Source organism: Paenibacillus hebaui (assembly GCF_051934385.1).
Lineage (GTDB): Bacteria > Bacillota > Bacilli > Paenibacillales > Paenibacillaceae > Paenibacillus.
In genome coordinates, this window is sequence record NZ_CP196836.1 from 3524491 (window position 1) to 3544621 (window position 20131).

At 45.3% G+C, this 20131-nt stretch carries 16 protein-coding genes and 1 pseudogene; 11 read left to right on the top strand and 6 right to left on the bottom strand.

Annotated elements, in window-relative coordinates:
• Nucleotides 1-95: 95 nt before the first annotated feature.
• The 7 genes and pseudogenes from ACR32F_RS15475 to ACR32F_RS15505 form a co-directional block, all read left to right on the top strand.
• Entirely contained in the window at nucleotides 96-2012 is a 1917-nt protein-coding gene (locus ACR32F_RS15475) for a beta-glucoside-specific PTS transporter subunit IIABC (protein ID WP_440119562.1), read from the top strand.
• 76 nt (nucleotides 2013-2088) lie between these two features.
• Complete coding sequence (locus ACR32F_RS15480; RefSeq protein WP_440119563.1) at nucleotides 2089-3558, top strand: glycoside hydrolase family 1 protein; 1470 nt, start codon at nucleotides 2089-2091, stop codon at nucleotides 3556-3558.
• 239 nt (nucleotides 3559-3797) lie between these two features.
• Nucleotides 3798-4688 carry a GNAT family N-acetyltransferase gene (locus ACR32F_RS15485; RefSeq protein WP_440119564.1) on the top strand — a complete coding sequence of 297 codons (891 nt, stop codon included), beginning with the start codon at nucleotides 3798-3800 and terminating at the stop codon, nucleotides 4686-4688.
• A 228-nt stretch (nucleotides 4689-4916) separates the two neighbouring features.
• Complete coding sequence (locus ACR32F_RS15490; protein WP_440119566.1) at nucleotides 4917-5480, top strand: sigma-70 family RNA polymerase sigma factor; 564 nt, start codon at nucleotides 4917-4919, stop codon at nucleotides 5478-5480.
• Nucleotides 5470-5973, top strand: a complete 504-nt coding sequence (locus tag ACR32F_RS15495; RefSeq protein ID WP_440119567.1) for a DUF3600 domain-containing protein — start codon at nucleotides 5470-5472, stop codon at nucleotides 5971-5973. The genes ACR32F_RS15490 and ACR32F_RS15495 overlap by 11 nt, the downstream gene beginning before the upstream one ends.
• Before the next feature lie 682 nt (nucleotides 5974-6655).
• On the top strand, nucleotides 6656-7381 hold the full coding sequence (locus ACR32F_RS15500; protein WP_440119568.1) for a thioesterase II family protein: 726 nt from the start codon (nucleotides 6656-6658) through the stop codon (nucleotides 7379-7381).
• Nucleotides 7382-7524 (top strand): annotated as a pseudogene (locus ACR32F_RS15505) (aspartate 1-decarboxylase); the annotation flags it as partial.
• Between the two features lie 379 nt (nucleotides 7525-7903).
• Here the strand turns inward: ACR32F_RS15505 and ACR32F_RS15510 are convergent.
• Nucleotides 7904-8917 carry an alpha/beta fold hydrolase gene (locus ACR32F_RS15510; protein ID WP_440119569.1) on the bottom strand — a complete coding sequence of 338 codons (1014 nt, stop codon included), beginning with the start codon at nucleotides 8915-8917 and terminating at the stop codon, nucleotides 7904-7906.
• A 426-nt stretch (nucleotides 8918-9343) separates the two neighbouring features.
• Here ACR32F_RS15510 and ACR32F_RS15515 point away from each other — a divergent pair, with 426 nt between their 5' ends.
• Complete coding sequence (locus tag ACR32F_RS15515) at nucleotides 9344-9793, top strand: NUDIX domain-containing protein (protein ID WP_440119570.1); 450 nt, start codon at nucleotides 9344-9346, stop codon at nucleotides 9791-9793.
• A 145-nt stretch (nucleotides 9794-9938) separates the two neighbouring features.
• Here ACR32F_RS15515 and arfA read toward each other — a convergent pair whose 3' ends face one another.
• Complete coding sequence (arfA, locus tag ACR32F_RS15520; protein ID WP_440119884.1) at nucleotides 9939-11432, bottom strand: arabinosylfuranosidase ArfA; 1494 nt, start codon at nucleotides 11430-11432, stop codon at nucleotides 9939-9941.
• A 225-nt stretch (nucleotides 11433-11657) separates the two neighbouring features.
• Here arfA and ACR32F_RS15525 point away from each other — a divergent pair, with 225 nt between their 5' ends.
• Nucleotides 11658-12575 (top strand): ArsR/SmtB family transcription factor, encoded by a 918-nt coding sequence (locus ACR32F_RS15525; protein WP_440119571.1) that lies wholly within the window; start codon nucleotides 11658-11660, stop codon nucleotides 12573-12575.
• Nucleotides 12576-12706: 131 nt separating this feature from the next.
• Complete coding sequence (locus ACR32F_RS15530; protein WP_440119572.1) at nucleotides 12707-13831, top strand: phosphotransferase enzyme family protein; 1125 nt, start codon at nucleotides 12707-12709, stop codon at nucleotides 13829-13831.
• Between the two features lie 98 nt (nucleotides 13832-13929).
• Here ACR32F_RS15530 and ACR32F_RS15535 read toward each other — a convergent pair whose 3' ends face one another.
• Entirely contained in the window at nucleotides 13930-14781 is an 852-nt protein-coding gene (locus ACR32F_RS15535; protein WP_440119885.1) for an AraC family transcriptional regulator, read from the bottom strand.
• 157 nt (nucleotides 14782-14938) lie between these two features.
• Between ACR32F_RS15535 and ACR32F_RS15540 the strand changes: the two genes are divergently transcribed.
• Nucleotides 14939-16345, top strand: a complete 1407-nt coding sequence (locus ACR32F_RS15540) for a family 4 glycosyl hydrolase (RefSeq protein WP_440119886.1) — start codon at nucleotides 14939-14941, stop codon at nucleotides 16343-16345.
• Between the two features lie 266 nt (nucleotides 16346-16611).
• Here the strand turns inward: ACR32F_RS15540 and ACR32F_RS15545 are convergent, their stop codons facing one another.
• From ACR32F_RS15545 to ACR32F_RS15555, 3 genes are read right to left on the bottom strand one after another with little or no spacing between them, the layout of a single operon-like run.
• On the bottom strand, nucleotides 16612-17391 hold the full coding sequence (locus ACR32F_RS15545) for a Cof-type HAD-IIB family hydrolase (protein WP_440119573.1): 780 nt from the start codon (nucleotides 17389-17391) through the stop codon (nucleotides 16612-16614).
• Between the two features lie 4 nt (nucleotides 17392-17395).
• Entirely contained in the window at nucleotides 17396-18445 is a 1050-nt protein-coding gene (locus ACR32F_RS15550; RefSeq protein WP_440119574.1) for an ABC transporter ATP-binding protein, read from the bottom strand.
• On the bottom strand, nucleotides 18442-20127 hold the full coding sequence (locus ACR32F_RS15555) for an ABC transporter permease (RefSeq protein WP_440119575.1): 1686 nt from the start codon (nucleotides 20125-20127) through the stop codon (nucleotides 18442-18444). The genes ACR32F_RS15550 and ACR32F_RS15555 overlap by 4 nt, the downstream gene beginning before the upstream one ends.
• Nucleotides 20128-20131: the final 4 nt, after the last annotated feature.

A 20131-nucleotide genomic window follows, 5' to 3' on the forward strand; every position in this document is an offset into this window, starting at 1 on the left:
TCGATCAGGCACCACCAAATGTTACCGACTCTGCACCTGCGGCGGACCGGTTAAGCATTTGGTTTTTTTTCGTCCAAAACAGAGGAGGAATCAGCATGAACCACAGGGAGTTGTCCAAGGAGATCATCCAATTAACGGGAGGAGAAGAAAACATCCCCCAGGCCTGGCACTGCATCACCAGGCTCCGTTTCAACGTTAAGGATGAGAAAAAAGTTCAATTGGAGCAGATCAAGAAACTGGATGGTGTCCTCGGTGCCCAGTTTCAGAATGATCAATTCCAGGTTGTTATCGGTAATAGCGTCTCTGCGGTATATGAGGAACTGGAGGGACAACTGAAGCAAGGCATCTCTTCGGAGCAGAACAAACAGGCTCCACGTTCCAGAGGCATCAACGCCGTTTTGGATACCATCTCGGGCATATTCACACCGATTCTGCCAGCTATTGTGGGCACCGGTATGCTCAAAGGAATTCTGGCACTGCTGGTGACCTTGGGGCTGTTGCACGAAACCAGTGGCGAGTATCAGATCTTGTCCTCCATCGGAAATGCTGCTTTTTATTTCTTGCCTTTCCTGTTAGCCGTATCGTCCGCTCGCAAATTCAAGGTGAATGAGTATATTGCTCTGACGTTGGCAGGTACATTGATGTACCCGACCATTCTGGATGCTTTCAATGCCAATCACCTTGAACCGATTCGTTTCCTTTCGCTCCCTGTGTCGATCGTGAATTACACGCAGTCTGTCATTCCGATTATCCTGGGTGTGTGGTTGCTTAGCTACGTGTATCGCTGGGTAGACAAGGTTGTTCCAGGCCCGGTTAAAGTTATTTTCACATCAATGATCGTTCTAGTGATAACGGTTCCGGTTCTGCTGATTGCCATAGGGCCGCTCGGCACTTACATGGGAATTTACTTGGAAATGGGTACCTCCTGGCTCTTCACCCATTCCGGGCCTCTAACGGGCATTATCCTTGGCGGGCTGATGCCAATCATTGTCATGACGGGTATGCACTATGCTTTCTTTCCGGGAACGCTGCAAAATTTGAGCAAACTTGGATATGACGTTCTTTTGTTACCTATTAATTTGGTCACAAACATGGGACAGGTAGGTGCTGTGCTGGCCGTGTTCCTCAAAACGAAAAACCCAAAAATGAAGTCGCTTGCTCTATCGAGTGGAATTTCCGCTTTTCTGGGCATTACGGAACCTGCATTGTACGGGGTAAGTCTAAAGTTGAAAAAACCATTCTACGCATCACTTGTTGGCGGGGCCGCAGGTGGGGGATTCATTACAGCTGTTGGTCTGAAAAGTTTCGGTTTTGCTATACCTGGCATATTGTCACTGCCATTATATATTGACCCGAATGGAGGGATGTCCAACTTCTGGTATGCGTTGATCGGGATCGCCATCAGCTTTACCGTTTCGTTGGTCTTAACCTTGATGCTGAAATGGGATGATTCGGACCCATCGGCTGCGCCAAACGCTCATTCTTCCGAAGTGAAACCTGAGTCCTCGCCGAAGGAAAACGAATTGCCAGTCACGGTTCACTCCATCGAAGAGAAGAAGGGAGAAGTGCAGAGTCCACTTACCGGGGAACTTGTTCCACTTGCAGAGCTTCCAGACAAAACATTTGCGGATGAGCTGACAGGTAAAGGGATTGCCATCAGACCGACGGAAGGCAAAGTGACCGCGCCTTTTGACGGAACAGTCACGATGGTGGCCAAAAGTAAACATGCCATTATGCTTCATTCCACAGATGGCATTGATATACTCATCCACGTCGGACTAAATACCGTCTCGCTTAAAGGAAAGTTTTTTGATGTCAAAGTAGAAGCGGGACAAGAAGTCCGCCTAGGCGATCCACTTGTTGAATTCGATCTGGAGAGCATCAAAGCTGCAGGACTGGACATCGTTTCGCCTGTTATTGTGACGAATACTCCGGATTATCTGGATGTTGTGCCAGTACATGTGAAGGGGGTGATTTCAATGAATGAATTGCTTCTTCTCACCGTTCGCTAAATGTTTTTTCGCATTTATCATATGAAGTGATTTTAACTTTAAACACAAACTATCATATAAAAGGAGCACAACTATCATGACAAAAAAAGACATTAAACAAGTATTCCCAGCAGACTTTTTGTGGGGAGGCGCTACAGCAGCCAACCAGTTGGAGGGAGCATTTGATGCTGACGGGAAAGGGCTGTCCACTTCGGACATGGCTCCATTCGTACCCAAGGAACTTCGCAATGGCAAGGATTTTACCTTTGACGTCAATTCTGTTGAGCTTGAAGAGTTCCTGGGAGGAAACACAGATGTGTATTTCCCGAAACGCAACGGGGTAGATTTCTATCATCGTTATAAAGAAGACATTGCCTTGTTCGCCGAGATGGGATTCAAAGTATTACGGATCTCTATGGCATGGACACGCATTTTCCCTACTGGGGAAGAAGAGGTGCCCAATGAAGCGGGTCTGGCGTTCTATGACAATGTGCTGGATGAACTCTTGAAACACAACATCGAACCATTGGTTACCATCTCCCATTACGAAATGCCTGTACATTTAACTCAGAAATACAATGGTTGGGAAGACCGCAGACTCATTGACCTGTATCTGAAATTCGCCAACACCCTGTTTGATCGTTATAAAGACAAAGTGAAATACTGGATTACGTTTAATGAAATGAACATGATCCTTACAAGCCTGTATACGGGTGGCGGTATTCTTGAGGATAAAATCAAGGGCAGCAAAGAGCAAGTTGCCTACCAAGCGACTCATCACCAGTTTGTAGCGAGCGCACTGGCTGTAAAAAGCGGTAAAGAGAAGATGCCAAACGCCCAAATCGGATGTATGATTTGCCGTCTGGAAACTTACGCTGCATCAAGCAAACCAGAGGACGTTCTGCAAACGCTGAAGGAAGATCAGATGAATCTGTTCTATCCAGAGGTTCAGGCACGAGGCGAATACCCATCCTACATGAATAGATATTTTGAGGAAAACGGGATTGAACTCGTGAAGGAACCTGAGGATGATGCGATCATTAAAGACAACACGGTCGATTTCATTGCATTCAGCTATTACATGACCTATATCGGAAAATACGACCCGAACGACAACAGCAATTCCGGCATGCTGGTTAGTCAAGTGAAAAACCCTCACTTGGAAGTTACTGAATGGGGCTGGCCAATTGATCCAATCGGTCTTCGTGTTGCGCTGAACCGTTTATACGACCGTTACCGGATGCCTTTATTCATCGTTGAGAACGGCCTTGGTGCTACTGACAAACTGGAAGAAGACGGCTCCATTCATGACACGTATCGGATTGACTATCTGCGTCGGCACATCGAGCAAATGAAGGAAGCTGTAGCGGATGGTGTAGATTTGATGGGCTTCACAAGCTGGGGACCGATCGACATTATTAGCTGTTCCACATCCGAAATGGGTAAACGTTATGGCTTCATTTACGTAGACCAGGACAATGCCGGTAACGGAACACTGCAAAGATACCGCAAAGATTCGTTTGCCTGGTACAAACAAGTTATTGAGAGCAACGGTGATTCCCTGTAATTATCAGAACCAGTTTATAATACTGTAATACGACATGAAAGCCGCCAACTTTGGCGGCTTTTTGGTATGGAATAGATGGATGGTAATCAACGAAATGAAGGATAAGCAACAAGGGGGGGCAGTGGTGAATGGCATGATTTGATTGAAAGAAGAAAAACCTGTAGTATTCTTATAAACTATAAATAGAATTACTTTATATAATTTGCTGAAGTAATTACTAAAGAAAAAGAGAGGTTTATATGAGAAATTATCAATTGATAAGTGACTACAAGAAAGTTGATACATATAAAGAAAGTTTTAATGCATTGGCTAAAATGATATTTGAACTTGATTTTAAACAATGGTATGAAAAAGGGTGTTGGAACGACAATTATATATGTTATTCATACGTTGATGGAGATAAAGTGATCGCCAATGCTTCCATAAACAAGATGACCATAGTATCTAACGGCAAAGAGTATAGAGCCATTCAAGTGGGTACAGTCATGACGCATCCTGACTATCGTAATCAAGGGTTATCTGGAGCCCTAATGAACCATATTGTTGAGAAATATGAAGAAGAATACGATTTTATCTACTTATTTGCCAATGAATCGGTTCTAGACTTCTATCCTAGATTCGGGTTTGAAAAAGTAAAAGAAAGTCGTTTTTCGCTGAAAATATCGGATCTTGAAATGGAACCAGTAACATCTCATGCTCTACGCAGGTTGAATACAAATAACACGGAAGATTTCCGAATGATGGAGCAATTCGCAGCACAGAGAATACCTGTATCTTCATTAATGGGTGTGAAGAATAATGAACATCTATTAATGTTTTACTTTATCTTAGTATTTAATGAGGCGATTTATTATATTGAAGAAGTGGATACCATTGTTATTTTCGAGCAGGAAGACAACAATCTTCATATTTTTGATATCATTAGCAAACAACCAGTTGATTTCAATATTATATTCAATAGTATTGTTTCAGATCGTACAGAAATCATTCATTTTCATTTCACGCCAGATTATGATAACAAGAACCTTCATAAAGAGTTCATCACAGAGAGTGACGATACATTGTTTGTACGTCCGTTATGTGAAGATAGTACAAGACATTTCTTGATTCCATTGACATCACATTCATAATAGAGATAAGAGAACCAAATTTTAAGTTGTCGAGAGACAAGAATATAGTCCCATTATAAGTCGCTAAGTTAGCGGCTTTTTTTGTATGAGGATCTGGATAAAACCAATTGGAATAAAGTACGGTCGATATAGAAAGACGAGTATCATCAAAGAAATTATATTCTCTTACTGAACCTTTTTCCCGGCAAGAGCGAATTAAGAATTGTAACACGTTAGGGAGGGGCCCCCATGAATGATAAAGAGTTACTTCCATGGCTTGAAAAAGCAACGTTGGGCGACGAGTCAGCCTTTCAGCTTGTCTATCAAGCGACTCATCAAGACGTCTATCGGACGGTTGCTTTTCTCGTCTTCAACAAACAGGACATTGACGATATTGTAAATGAAGTTTACATGCGCATGTGGCGGTCGTTTCATACATACGACCCGAATCGGCCAGTCAGGTATTGGTTGCACGGGATCACTGTACGTCAGGTTCAGGACTGGAAAAGAAAGGCCTGGCGGCGCATTCGCCTCTTTGAACGAAACCGCCAGATGACTTGCGAACAGTTCGAGTGGACGGACAAGGCCGTCCTGCGGTCTGAAATGCAGCATGAACTGTTCAGTCTTGTCCGCCAGTTGTCGTATAAACTGCGTGTGGTCATCATCTTGCGCTATTTTCACGACTATGCTCTGGAAGAAATTGCAGACTTGCTACAGATCCCCGTCGGTACAGTGAAATCCAGACATCATCTGGCACTGAAAGAACTCCGGAAACGTTTTGAAATGACGGGAGGAGACGTGTATGTCCATTGAAAAGGAATTGCGTGAAGAGCTTCGCCAGGCGGCAGATTCGATGCACTGCCCACCCGAAATGTATGAACGTGTCCAACAGTCCTATCAACACTATACTAACGAAAAGAGAGGTAGGTCTCCCATGAAAAAACGCATGCTCGCAGGTATTGCCGCAGTAGCAATCCTGATTCCGTCTGCCGCATTTGCTGCTTCCTACCTGGCCGATGATATTTTCGGTTCTGTTGCAACCATTGAGCAGCACGGCGGTACACAGGAAAGTTATCAAGAGATTGAGGGAATGCTTCAAGCAGCCAAAGGCAAGCTTACCGAAGACGAATTCAATAAGTATATGGAACTGACCAAACAGGTGGTGCAATTAAAGCTGAAGATCACCGATGAAAAAGGAGTCAAACATGAGGAGAAGCTGACCAAAGAAGAAAAGCAGCAGTTTGAGCAGCTCGCTTCCAAGCTGGCCCCGTACTTCGAGAAGATTAACGGAACCGACAAGCCGTAAGCAGATAAAGCAGGGACCCATCCGATATGGATTGGGTCCCTTTTTTCTCAATACAAGCGCAATTCCGATATCGTTCTTTTTATGCTATAAGTGTGATTAAAATTACCATTTAACTGCTTTAAAAAACACTCCAGTAAAATCCTGTAAATTCCATAATAAAATTAAAATGTAATCAACGACAAATTTCCTAAGATTTCGACTTAAGATATCCTTTATACTTTCATCATCTGAACAAATATACCATAATTCTCACTACACTCTTTATATTTCAAGGAAGAAAAAGGCGAATGAACTGAAGCCGAGCTACTCCCCAAAAGAAAGACGATCGATTATATCAAATGGATACATAATTGGGTGCTGGTACAGCTAACCTTACAGGAATGTGAACATAACAGCCATTATCCATTGGTACGGATTTTGCAGGAACGGATCAATCTACCCAGGGGTTCGATACGTTATTTGTCGTTCAGAATTATCCTTTGATCCGAATGGATGGCACTCCCGACAAACCACTCGCAATCACTTCATATCAATAATAGGACACGCTCACTATCCAATCTCCACAGGTGTTCAGACCATTGGGGGTTTGCGAATTACCCTGTCTTATCTGACTCATCACTATCTCGACCACAGCACCAGACTATTGAAGAACTATCCCATTTTATGGAGGGAGAACCTGAACATGATCCAAGCCGTTCATAAACCGTGCATCCAGTTATTCTGTATTCCCCATGCCGCTGGTTCGGCAACGATGTATGGCGACTGGAAGCAAGACCTGCCCACCAACATCCAAATGGTACCTTTGGAACTTGCCGGTAGGGGGCGAAGATTCAATGATGAGTTGTATTCGGATTTTCAGGCCGCCCTGGATGATCTTTACAAGGAATTGTGCCAACAGCGTTCTGATCAGCCTTATGCCATTCTGGGACATAGCATGGGGAGTCTGCTTGCCTATGAACTTGCCATGTTGGCACAACAAGAGGGGGAGCCACCGGTGATGCTATTTCTGGCGGGCCAGAAGCCCCCGCACCACTTTGGCGATAGTCCGCGCTTTTCCGGTATGTCCGATGATGACTTGTGGGACATTTTGCTCGCAGGCAGCCAGACTCCATGGGATGAGCATGAACATGGGGAACAGATACGGGACATGTACCTACCCATTCTGAGAGCAGACCTGAGCCTGTGTGATAGCTACAGTCACAAGAAAGGCAGAAGCAAATACAGAAGTCCTGTGGTCATTATGAACGGTGCATCAGACAAGGGTGTTCAAGCTGAACCACAGGAATGGGATGAACTGATTGATGCACCCTGTCATAACATCACGTTTCCCGGTGGGCATTATTTCATATATGAAGATCATGACCGAGTGATCAATACGGTGGTTCATTATTTGAAGGGGGTCATTTAACTGTTCCGTACACTGATGAAGTCCAAGATTCATAAAGCCCATGTTACCGAAGCCAATCTTAAATATGTGGGGAGCATGTAGTCAATAACAACAACGGAGCAAGACTGGAAACTTACGTCATCCCGGGAGAGCGGGGGACTGGCGCATTTGTCTGAACTGGTTGCCTATTGCTCTGCGCAGAGTTCTCCTGTATTTACCCCTTCCGATATTGACAGTGTGGGGCTGACGCAGGACGAACTGGACAGCATTTTTTCCTAATCCACACACAGAAACCGGCCGTCTTATCAAGGAGTTCAGGGCTACAAGTTGGGATATTTAAAAACAAGGCCTTATGATGCGCCTGTCTACCGGGGCAAAACGCGAAGTCGCTTTTTTAGCAGCTTTTCTTGTTGTAAGGAACCCAGCCTTGCCCTTAACTGGGCCAGACTGGGTTCCTTTGCCGTAAACATCGTGCTATTGCTGGATCGATACACACCTAAATAATTGCGTAAAAGATAACAAGGATGCCTAACGATTGGTTAACTATTCCTGCTCCAAAAATCGCTTTAGATGACGATCTATAACGATAGAATCCGGTTCATTTGCTCCGATTCCAAAGCAGTGTCCCCACTTGGATTCTATAGGTTGAAAAACAGCATTCAGCATATGTTGAACATCATACGCACTGTCCTCTGGCGTGAAAAATAAGTCACTTGACCCCGGCATAACGAGTGCAGGAGAGGTGATTTTACGTAACGCCTGTTCGAAGTTGCGGCCATCCACGGGGTTATCGCTAATGTCCCCGTGGATTCCTGTACGCAACATGGCAATCAAGTCGTTCGCATCAAAGGACAGAAATACCTGATCCCAGTAATCTTCTACATAAGATTTCAAGGAATCGTAACCCTCGGATTGATACAATTTCTCCAAGTAGTACGCCTGCGAAAAACCCCATGGAGCATAGGCTCTTCCCATCGCTGCGAGACCCATAACCGGTGGTTCTTCATACTTTCCATTTTTATAATTCGCATCTGCCTGTAACGCTGCGATCATTCCTTCGAAAACCAGCTGTGCATGTGGTCTGGTCTTTGCCGCTCCGCCAAAAGGAGCAATACGTTCAACCATCTCAGGATAACTCGTTCCCCATTGAAAAACCTGCATAGCACCTAGGGACCAGCCTACAGCGAGTTTGATCTTGGTAATACCGAATTTTTGAGTGATGAGTTGATGTTGTAAACGCACATTGTCATACATGGAGATGAGAGGGAAGTTCTCCTTACCGAATGGGACGGGAGTATTGCTGGGAGAAGACGACAATCCGTTCCCTAACATATTAGGCACAATGATAAAATACCGATTGGGATCTAGTGCCTTGTCCTCTCCAACTAACCATTCATTATCTGTGTGAAGACCAGCAAACCACGTTGGATATACAATAACATTGTCCTTTGCGGCATTTAAGGTACCGTAGGTCTTGTAAGCAATAAAGGCTTGAGGGAGTTGCTGACCCGATTGAAGTAATATATCTCCAAGCGAATAGGTTTCATAATCGTTCATTGGTGGATTCTCCTTTAAAAAAAGTAATAACTTGATTTCACTCTACAATACGCCTTCCATCAATTCAACGAAACGTTTTTGATTATATCGTTCATTTTTTTTGAACATATAAGGTGCTCAATTTATAGAAATATGCCAACTAAAAACCTTTTGCACACTTGCTTCTACCTAGAGCTTAGTCGAACTGCTGAACTATGGAGCTATGTACCGTCTACCATAACCATGCAATTCAAATCTCTGGTGGAAGAGTTGTTCCTCCAAAATGACGCCCATCTCCAGCAACGATAGGGTGTTAAATATGAATGTTCAGAATTTGTTAAGATCTATATGTTAAAATTTTCTTCACGAAAAGCGTGATGTTAAGCGGAATGGATCTGAAGCTGAGCAACGTAATCGATATAGACTATTTTTAATGGGGGATTCACAATGGAGCGAAAAATAAGAAATTCTGCAAAAGCATTAATTATAAAGGATGGGAAAATGCTTGCCACTAAGCTCAATGATAATGGTGATGTTTTCTATAGCCTACCTGGTGGGAGCCAGAATGCAGGCGAAACACTGACGGATGCTGTTAAGCGTGAAGTAGCTGAAGAAATCGGAGTCGATGTAGAACCGTTATCCTTGAAATTTGTGATTGAAGGGGTATACGGTGAAGCTCTTCATCGTGTAGATTTGGTTTTTTTATGCCAGTACGCAGGTATACTTGAGGATTCTGCTGTGCAAGGTAACCAAGACCAAGTAGGATATGAATGGCTCGAAATTAAAGATATTACCCAACAACCCTTATATCCAGCAAAATTACGAAAGCAGATTCTTAGATTGTTTGAGGGAGAAGAAACGGTGATGTATTTAGGAAATGAAGAACATGAGGCCTGAATGGTTAGGTTGATTTAAATTCGGGTGAATGGAATACCAAAAGACCTCAAGCTTCGTAAGAAGACTAGAGGTCTTTGTTTAATGTGCATGGTTAACAATCGTGCGTTACCAAACTTTACTTAGGCAGTTCATTATATCTATTAGCTCAAGGCTGTTTGGTTTTCAGGCGAATCACGTTCCACGACGCTTTGTTCAGCACAGCTTGCACTTTACCCTGATCAACCTTTGTATGCCCGCCGGAATGAGGAACAACGTTATGTGGGTTCGCTTTGGTATTGATGGCTTTCAGATCGTCGTTTTCCAGTACGATATGCTCAATAAATGTAGTTTCCCCGAAGGAACGAAGATCCACATTAAGCTCCATCTGTTCGTCCAGGTGTCTGTTCACCGCAAAGATGGTGATCATACCGTTTTCTTCATCATGCACGCTGATCGCTTCAAGGTAAGGCACGTCCGTATAGTCCTTGGAATCATACTTCGGTGAAGATACGACAGACTGAAGCACAGTACCGCGACCGAAGTTGGATGCATGCATGAACGGGAAATAGGTCGTCTGGAACCAGATCGCTCCGTTGTTCTCGGTCATGATTGGCGCTATGACATTGATTAACTGTGCGAGGCAAGCCATCTTCACGCGGTCCGCATGTTTGAGAAGTGTAATCAGGTAACAGCCCACTGCCAGAGCATCTTCATGCGTGTATACATCTTCGAATTCCGGCGGTGCAATCTGCCAGCGTTCTTCAGCCCGGCTTGTGCCAATGGACTTCCAGACATTCCATTCGTCCAGTGACAGCATCAATTTCTTTTTGCTGCGTTTCTTGGCTTGCACATAGTCGCAGATTGATGCCACGCTGTCGATGAATTGGTCCAGATCCAGCGATGTAGCCAGGAAATTATAGGTGTTGTCTTTATTATTGTTGTAGTAAGCATGCAAGGACAGATAATCCACATTTTCATACGACAGGTCGAGAACCGTCGCTTCCCAATCTGCAAAAGTGCTCATGCCTCGGCTGGAGCTACCGCACGCCACAAGCTCAATATTTGGATCAACCCATTTCATCGCCTTCGCCGTTTCATTCGCAATTCGGCCGTACTCGTGCGCGGTCATGGCGCCAATCTGCCAAGGTCCATCCATTTCGTTGCCAAGACACCACGTTTTGAATTTGTGAGGCTCCTTATACCCATGGGAAATCCGCAGATCACTCCAATAGGTGCCCGAAGGATGGTTGCAGTATTCCACCAGATTTCTTGCCGCATCAATGCCTCGGGTACCGAGATTGACCGCCATCATGACCTCGGTTCCAACGAGCTTGGCCCAATCCGCGAATTCGTTAGTGCCAACCGCATTGGTTTCAATGGTCCACCAGGCCAGCTCAAGTCTGCGTTTCCGCTCTGCTACCGGGCCCACACCATCTTCCCAATTGTAACCGGATACGAAATTCCCGCCCGGATACCGGATAATTGGCACATTCAACGCTTTGATGGCTTCGATGGCGTCCTGACGGAAACCTTGTTCATCCGCCGTGGGATGACCTGGGTCGTAAATACCGCCATAGACAGCACGTCCCAAATGTTCAACGAAGGAGCCATACAAACGTGGATCGACCTCGGCTACCTGAAAATCTTTATCAATAAGCATCTTGGATGTAAGCAAAATGAAAACCTCCATAGAATTAATTTTAGGTGTGTAAGAATCTTTATTTCACGATGAGTTCGCATAAAAGCAAAATCAACTGATTGATTTGTTATCTAATGTGTATCATAATGCTATTATATTGAGCAAGTTTATTTCTCAGGGTTTGCTAAATAACGAATTCTAAATCAATAATATATCGAATTCTATAGAGATAGGGAAGTGAAGTTCATGATGCTTGGCACGGATTCCTCATCCTTGATCATATATGAGGCGCTCGCCAGCGAGGCCCGTTTAAATATCGTTCGCTTATTATTGCAAAACAGGGAGATGCATATCAATGCGCTTGCCAAAGAGCTGTATCTGAGCAAAGCCATCGTTAGTACACATGTGAGCAAATTGCAGAAGGCGGGCATCGTAGGCAGCCGCATGAAGCGTGAGAACGGTGGAACGTACAAATACTGCTTTATTCTGCAAGAATTTATGACTATCAATCTCTCTCCTGAACCAGTTGATGCTCCTTATCATGAAGTCTCTATTCCGGTTGGTCAGTATACAGATTACGAAGCCTGGCCCACCTGTGGCATTGCAACAACAACGCAGATGATTGGGCAATATGATACCCCGGCCTGCTTCATGGACCCGGATCGGGTCAATGCAGGTATTCTCTGGTTGGCAAGAGGTTTTCTGGAATATAAGATTCCCAATTATCTGAATACAGAACAGCATCTCCAGGAAATTGAAATTTCACTCGAACTCAGTTCGGAAGCACCCCAAGTTAATGAAAACTGGCCTTCCGACATTCGTTTTTCCCTTAATGGCAAACACCTGGGAACATGGACAAGCCCCGGGGACTTTGGAGATCGGAAAGGAAAACATACACCGCTATGGTGGAAATTGGACGTCAACCAGTATGGTGTACTGAAGGTGCTGCGCATTAACGGAGAAGGGACGTTTATGGATAGCCAGCGCATCTCGGATGTGCGTATCCATGATCTGGAACTGGATTCATCCACTTACTGGACGTTTGGATTAAGACCGGAAGAAGGGGTGCCCGGTCGAGGCGGACTTACGCTGTTCGGGAAAGGGTTCGGTAACTACGATCAGGACATTTTGATACGGTACTATTACGAGGCTGCTGAGTTATAAATCCGGCTAGTAAAATGTGGAATTTTAGGATAAGATATAACCATCTGAACAAAAAGGAGCGTTTTTAAATGTCTAACAAGGTGATTATGCTTTAGGTTCACAGAAGGATATTTGCGTTACAGGGATTCCTTTTGTGGACATTGCAGTGCGGGAAACCGTCCAAACAATGTTTACTGGAGGAGATTATTATTAATTTTAACGAAGCTGTTAACATCAGCAATACACATGTACTGACGCTGGTACCCGAGCTGTTTCATCTGGAGGGTTACAATATTCAGCTTATTCCGCCTCATGAGGGTGGACGTAATGTCGTTTACACTTGCGAGCAAGAGGGGCGTGAATCGCTAATTCTACGGGTATCTTTTTTGCCTGACAGAAAGCGGGGAGATTACATTGCCGAACTGGAGTATGTCCGGTATCTGTTTGAGCACGGTGCAAGTGTCTCGAATGTAGTTAGCTCGAAAAAGGGCTATTTGTTAGAAGAGATCACTTATGATGGGCATACATTCTTTGTCTGTATGTTTGTGAAGGCCAAGGGAAAGTTGCTGGTAGAGAACCATTATCAGTATCGTGAAGGGGTCCCACTTACCGAATACTATTATAATAGCGGAAAAGTTTTGGGCAGAATGCATCAGCTATCGAAAGGGTACACTCCCGTCCATCGCCGGCATCATTTGATTGACAATTACAGCGGTGAATATATCGATAACCTGGTACCTGAATCATTCCCTCTGCTGAAGGAGAAGATGGTTGAGCTCCTGAATACCTTACAAGGTTTGGATACAAACCAGGAGACATTCGGCATGATCCATTTTGATTATAACGATGGGAATTACTCGATCGATTTTGATACCGGTCAGATCACTGTGTATGATTTTGATAATTCATGCTTCGGTTGGTATATGTATGATCTGGCTGATCTATGGACGCACGGTATGGGCTGGATACAATTTGAGTCGGATGTGGACAAACGCAGACAGTTCATGGATGACTATTTCCAAACTGCCCTCGCTGGATATACTTCCGAGACCAAGATCGAAGATTCGATGTTGGAGAAGCTGCCTTTATTTATTCAAGTCAACCTTTTAGAGAATATTCTAGGTCAATTTGAGGAAATGCAGCGTGCTGGCGAAGAACCGGAAGCTGACGAAGCACTGTTGTATCTCATTAAATGTTTGGAAGAAGATATACCTTACCGAGGATTTTTCCATGAGATGTATTCCACTGAAGCTCCTTTTGAATATGAGGAACGCTGAAGGGACCTGTACGTAAACTAAACCCTGAACAACCAAGGATTCATCAAGTATGGAGGCAGCCGGATCGACCGGTTGCCTCTTTGTTTGTCTGCGGCATGTTATTCAAATTTGGAAGGGGGCACGTTGTAGAATTTTTTGAATGCTTTGGAGAACGTAAAGGGATCAGGATATCCCAGAAATCCGGCAATTTGCTGAATCGTATATTTTTTCTCGTAGAGATAGTCTCTGGCTCGATTCATTTTGATTTGATTGATATACTGCCCCGGTGTAATACCCAGAATTTTTTTGAACAAAGAAATAAAATATTTCTCAGAGACGCCAGCAATGTCTGCAAGCTCGTTAACTCGGATGGCACGATGCAGATTCGCATCTACGTATGGGAACACGTTCTGCAGAACCTCCAGACTTCCTTCGATCTTCCTCGGTTTTCGGTCTTTCAGAAACTCACCGTGATATAAGCCTTGCCCGTGTAATTCCAAAATTTTGGCGATGACGAGAAGCAGAGAGGCTTTCAAGTAAAGTGGACTTCCGGAAGCGCCGCTACCCTGTTTGAACCTTCGATAGGACGAGGTAAACAGTTTTGATTCCTCCCTAATCAGGTTGTCAGGTACAATGCCCGGAAGTTGAAACTCGCCGAGAATTCGCTTCTGCTCAGCGATGCTGAAATCAAAGTGCATGTACACGAATCGGCACAGCTCTCTGGTCGTGGAAGCAATATAGGGCATCTCCGGATAAAAAAACACGACGTCACCCGGGTCCGCCATATGTTCGATTCCATCGATGGTAATCTGGATGGAGCCTGCTGTAATGAACCACAGATCATAATCGGAATGAGACTTGTGCTCTATCCAATTGCTGTCGTGCGTTTGTTCCAAATAAGAGCTCATGCGAATTGTGATATACTCCGAAAGTTCGTCGATTATACTCATATTTACAGTTCCTGCATGCATGTAATCCAACCCAATCCTCTCCACTTTACTATCATATCAAAGGTTTTACTCCTTGTTAATTATCGTACGATATGACATGTATTGAAAACTATCGAACATTCCGATACCAGCCCACTCACCTATAATGAACTTATATCGTTACGAGGAGGGATTAATGATGAATGCTACAAACACACAGCATCCAAAGGTAGTCGTTATTGGGGCGGGCAGCTTGTTTTTCGGTCGTCAGTCCATCTGGCAGATGGTTCACTCCACATATTTGAATCAGGGAACGCTGGCTTTGGTGGATACGGACGAGGAACGGCTCTCCAAAATGGTAACACTGGCGGAGAGGGTCGCCCGGGAGAACAACGTATCCTTAAAGATTGAGGGCTCGGTGGACCGAAGACAGGTGCTTCCGGGAGCGGACTTCGTTGTGCTCAGCTTTGCGGAGCAATCGGTGAAATATCGGGGCATCGACTGCCAGATTTCTTTAAAGTACGGCATTCGCATGTGCTCCGGCGATACGATTGGTCCTGGCGGGATCTTTCGCGCAATGCGGGAACTGCCAGTTATTATGGAATGCGCCAAAGACATTGAGGAGCTGTGTCCTGATGCGTGGGTGATCAATTACATTAACCCGTCTACCGTTCATGGCATCGCTTTACATCGTTATGCACCGAAGCTTAAATCGTTTGCGCTCTGCGATAGTCATCATATGCCGCATAAAAAAGCCTATTACGCTGTACGCGCCGGAATTATCGAAAAGACAGACGAGTTCACCGAAGAGATCAACCAGAAATTCGATTTTCGCATCGCTGGTGTCAATCATTTCACTTGGCTGCTCAAAGCGGAGTATGAAGGAAAAAATGTAATGCCCACAATCGCAGAAGCCATGCGCAAGATGGCAGGTGACGAGAACAACGGCGGTGATCGCGGCGCAAAAGCTCTTTTTAACGATGCGATTACCTATGAACTCTATGATATTTTCGGAATCATTCCCACTTGCACGGCGCATACGAAGGAATACGTTCGGTATTGGCAGGGTCTTGGCAAAACTGCGGACACCATTCCTCCATTATCGATCTGGGAGACAGAGGACAGATATCAGCGTCACGACGAAATGTGGCGTCAGGTGGATGACTTTCTTGCGGGGAATATCCCGATTGCTGATTACATGAGCACCTTCGGCCCGGATCATGCGACCGACATCATTGAGAATATGGTGGGGAACTTGGGCAAGAAGTTCTTCATCAATACGCTCAATCAAGGCGCGGTAACCAATGTGAATGCCGATTCGTTCCTGGAGTTACTGTGCGATGTAGATATGGATGGGGTGAAGCCAGTCCATGTAGGCGAGATGCCGCGCGGAATAAGAGGTATGCAAGAACTTGTACTGGATACGCATGAGCTTACGGTCGAAGCTGTTCTGGAACAGAGCTACGAGAAGCTGAGAAGGGCGATGCTCACTGACCCGCTCGTGAATTCCATCAGTGACGCGGACAAGATCATCCATGAATTGTTGGAACTGGAGCGTAAGATGATTCCGGACGTTTGGTACAAGGATAGACTGCAGTATAGCTAAGAACTGATAACGATAAAAGACCACGTCGGCTCCTTCAAAGAGACTAACGTGTTCGGCGGCACTCTCAATAAATAATGAAGAAAATATAAGCCCATTGAAAGTCGCTATTTTAGCGGCTTTTTTTGCTTTCCGTACTGTCTATGCAATGTATTATATAAGGAATACGAAAGGGATTAACAGACAAATTGAAAAGACCTCCCTATGTTTATAGAAGAGGTCTTTGTAGCATTCGTATTTTTTACATAAAGGAGGGTACTGTACCATCTTTACAACAAGCCTGCCCATTTCAGACCATGCCAAATCCCGTCCTGCTCTGCACTTGCTGTAACATGAGACGCCAGTTGTTGTAGTGGTTGTGGGGAGTTGCCCATGGCAATGCTGCAGCCTGCATAACGGAACATCTCGATATCATTGAAGTTATCGCCAAAAGCATACACATTTTCAGGGGAAAACCCCGTTCGGTCTGCGAGTCGGGAAACACCTTCGGCTTTGGAGCCTCCAGCGGGCAGAACGTCCATGGACAACGGATGCCAGCGTACAAAGTGGAGCTCACGAAACCTTTCGTGGTATACCGTTTCCTCTTCTGAGGAGCAGAATAACATCGTCTGATAGATGAGTCTGTCTGTACAAAAGCTCTTGCTATACCCAGGATGCGTAACACCAAGTGAAGTTAGACAAAGGTCTACATGTGGATGATACTCCTGACTGCAACTCATCTGCGAATGATCAAGATAAACGAGTGGATGTCCCGACAAGTCAGCGAATGCAGACAATTGATCCAAAGCATCCGAACGGATGGGATTACTGTGAATGAGCTCTCCTTGATGCATCACATATTGTCCATTAAAACTAACATAAGACTCCAGCTCAAGTTCAAGCCGGACTTGTTCCATCATAAACGGAGATCGTCCTGAGGCTAAAGCTACTACATGTCCGGCTTCCTTTAATGCAAGAACGGCTTGCTTTGCGGAAGCGGGAATTCGATTATGGCGGTCCAGCAGCGTACCGTCAATGTCAAAGAAAATCAATTTTGGGGTTTGAGTCACAACGTCACACTCCTTCACCGCCGAAAGCAGAAAGACTCATGCTCACTTGTTCATTCAGGGCAAAAGGAAGAGGAGAGATGACTTCCCAACGTTTGGTATCACTGCGAATATCATAGTGAAATTCTTTCCCTTGAAACTGAACATTGGCGATCGAGCCCAATATTCCAGCTTCACTGGAAGGCTGTAACTGGAACTGATCCGGCCTAACGGGATACAACCCGTTGGATTTAAAATAGTTCGCGACCTGCTTGCCAGGCCAAGCAATATTCGTACCGCCCTCAGGTATGAACATGTCTGTATCCCAGTGCCCCTTGACCAAATTGGACTTCGATACAAACCTCGCAACAAACTCGGTCTCCGGCCGCAAATAAATCTCCTGCGGAGTTCCAGCCTGCTCAATCCGACCATCCTTCATCACGATAATTCGGTCAGCCATGGCAAGGGCTTCGCCCTGATCATGCGTAACATAAACTACGGCTGATTGGGTATTCCGGTGTACTTGTTGAATCTCACGCCGCATGTCCATACGAAGCATGGCATCCAAGCTGCTGAGAGGTTCATCCATCAGCAACAAAGACGGCTGGGGAGCGATGGCGCGTGCGATAGCGACGCGTTGTTTTTGTCCTCCGGATAGCTCATGCGGCATACGTTCAGCCAGATGGGACAGCCCCGACATATTCAGGACTTCCTGAATGCGGTTCTGCTCGTTATTTTTAATATGGGAAGGCGTTGATTTATGCGTTCGGATGGGAAAACGGACATGTTCTGATACATTCATATGTGGCCAAAGTGCGAATGACTGGAACACCATGCCGATTCTACGTTTTTCGGGAGGAAGCAATGTCCCCGAGCCTGCAACCACTTTACCGTCCATCAAAACATTACCGCTGCTTGGCTGCTCAAATCCGGCAAGAATGCGCAGTAATGTGGTTTTCCCACAGCCTGACGGTCCAAGAATCGCCACGAATTCTCCATCCTTAATCGTTAAATCAATGGAATGAAGTGCCTGGTAACTTCCGAAGGATTTGCTAACCTGTTGAATCTGGATACTCATGACTTCACTCCCTTACGAGTTGCCCAGCGTTGAGCGATGAGCAAAATTACTCCTCCTGCCGCAATAAGTGCGACAATCAGACTGGACAATGCAGTTGAATAGAGGGTGTCCCCTGCCTGTTCAAAACTAAATATGGTAACACCAATGGTCTGTGAACCTGATGAATATAACAATGCCGATACAGTAAGCTCGGTCAGGGCAGTCAGGAAGACCAACATGCCTCCAGTGAGAATACCTGGTAGCAATAAAGGCAGCAGAACAGCAGTCCACTTACGCCAAAAACCGGCTCCGGAGATCCGGGCAGCTTCTTCCATAGACGCATCCAACTGCATGAATGAAGTGACACTTGAACGGATCTGAAGAATAAGGAATCGGCAGATGTAGGCAATAAACAAGATGGTCATGGTGCCATATATGCCAGGGTTCCAACCGGGAACCGGCTCCATCCATACCAGAATCATGGACAGTGCGAACACAATGCCTGGAAGGGTATAAGGAACGGCAGTGGCCAGCTCGGCCATTTTATTGAATTGATTAGGCTTACGTACCCGGATATAAGCAAATCCTGAGCCAATAATCAGACATGCCAGCATCGTGACTATAGAGAGGACAAGGCTGTTCTGGATCGCCTGCCATACACGCTCATTTTCAAAGAGAATATATCTATAATTGTCCAGGGTCATATTGGCACGAGTCAGACCGAGACCATATGCTCTTTTTAAAGACATCGAGATCATGGATGACAATGGAATAATCGTAATCAGTGCGAGACCCGCCCATATGGCATAGGTTAATGGCTTCCGCATGCGACCCAACTCATATCTCGGAGTCAGATCGGGTTGCATCGTATCCGAAGCATGACTTTTACGCAATAGAATCCATTGCAACAGACTGCCGACTACCGCAGCAGCACCGAGCAGCACAGATAACGATGCGCCACGGGCAAATGCCGAAGGCCCGAACCCGATAATCTCTTCATATATAAGTGTGCTGAGAACGGAAATATTCACAGGCGTACCAAGGAAGGCAGGTATGCCGAAATTGTCCAGCGAAGCCAGGAAAACCAGCAATCCGCCCGCCGTTAGACCCGGAAGGGCAAGTGGCAATGTAATACGACGAAAGACTTCGATCCTGCTGGCACCACCAGCTCTGGCCGACCACTCCAGATCACGCGGGATTTTGCGGAGTACATCCAAAGTGAACATATACACTAATGGGAAATGATGAATACCCATCACAAACACAATCCCGCCCATACTGTACATATTCCAAGGAGACAGGGAGGGATGAATCCATTGCAGCAAATGTGCAAGCCAGCTCTGTGACCCGGTAAAAGAGGACCAGGACAACGTGAGAACATAAGAGGGAAGAATAAAACATAGCATGATCCCCATGTGAAGAGCCGATTTGTGTCGTATATCCGTATAAGCGACGACCCAGGCCAGTGCAGTTCCAATTACTAACGAGAACACGGTTGAACCGATGACGATATATACGGTATTGCGCAATGTGGACCAGAAACGCTCCTGCTGAAGCAATTCGTTATAATGAGATAACGTTAAACCTTGCTCACCCTGAAAGCTGAGAAGAACCAGCTTCAGGATGGGGTATACAAAGAATAACAGGACAGCTATAGCACCCAACAAGGCGATCAATCGATTCCAACGAAACAACTTCTCCATTCGG

Coding starts and splice junctions, on each gene's coding strand:
- ACR32F_RS15475 (WP_440119562.1), top strand. CDS start 96: ATGAACCACAGGGAGTTGTCCAAGGAGATCATCCAATTAACGGGAGGA.
- ACR32F_RS15480 (WP_440119563.1), top strand. CDS start 2,089: ATGACAAAAAAAGACATTAAACAAGTATTCCCAGCAGACTTTTTGTGG.
- ACR32F_RS15485 (WP_440119564.1), top strand. CDS start 3,798: ATGAGAAATTATCAATTGATAAGTGACTACAAGAAAGTTGATACATAT.
- ACR32F_RS15490 (WP_440119566.1), top strand. CDS start 4,917: ATGAATGATAAAGAGTTACTTCCATGGCTTGAAAAAGCAACGTTGGGC.
- ACR32F_RS15495 (WP_440119567.1), top strand. CDS start 5,470: ATGTCCATTGAAAAGGAATTGCGTGAAGAGCTTCGCCAGGCGGCAGAT.
- ACR32F_RS15500 (WP_440119568.1), top strand. CDS start 6,656: ATGATCCAAGCCGTTCATAAACCGTGCATCCAGTTATTCTGTATTCCC.
- ACR32F_RS15510 (WP_440119569.1), bottom strand. CDS start 8,917: ATGAACGATTATGAAACCTATTCGCTTGGAGATATATTACTTCAATCG.
- ACR32F_RS15515 (WP_440119570.1), top strand. CDS start 9,344: ATGGAGCGAAAAATAAGAAATTCTGCAAAAGCATTAATTATAAAGGAT.
- arfA (WP_440119884.1), bottom strand. CDS start 11,432: ATGCTTATTGATAAAGATTTTCAGGTAGCCGAGGTCGATCCACGTTTG.
- ACR32F_RS15525 (WP_440119571.1), top strand. CDS start 11,658: ATGATGCTTGGCACGGATTCCTCATCCTTGATCATATATGAGGCGCTC.
- ACR32F_RS15535 (WP_440119885.1), bottom strand. CDS start 14,781: ATGCATGCAGGAACTGTAAATATGAGTATAATCGACGAACTTTCGGAG.
- ACR32F_RS15540 (WP_440119886.1), top strand. CDS start 14,939: ATGAATGCTACAAACACACAGCATCCAAAGGTAGTCGTTATTGGGGCG.
- ACR32F_RS15550 (WP_440119574.1), bottom strand. CDS start 18,445: ATGAGTATCCAGATTCAACAGGTTAGCAAATCCTTCGGAAGTTACCAG.
- ACR32F_RS15555 (WP_440119575.1), bottom strand. CDS start 20,127: ATGGAGAAGTTGTTTCGTTGGAATCGATTGATCGCCTTGTTGGGTGCT.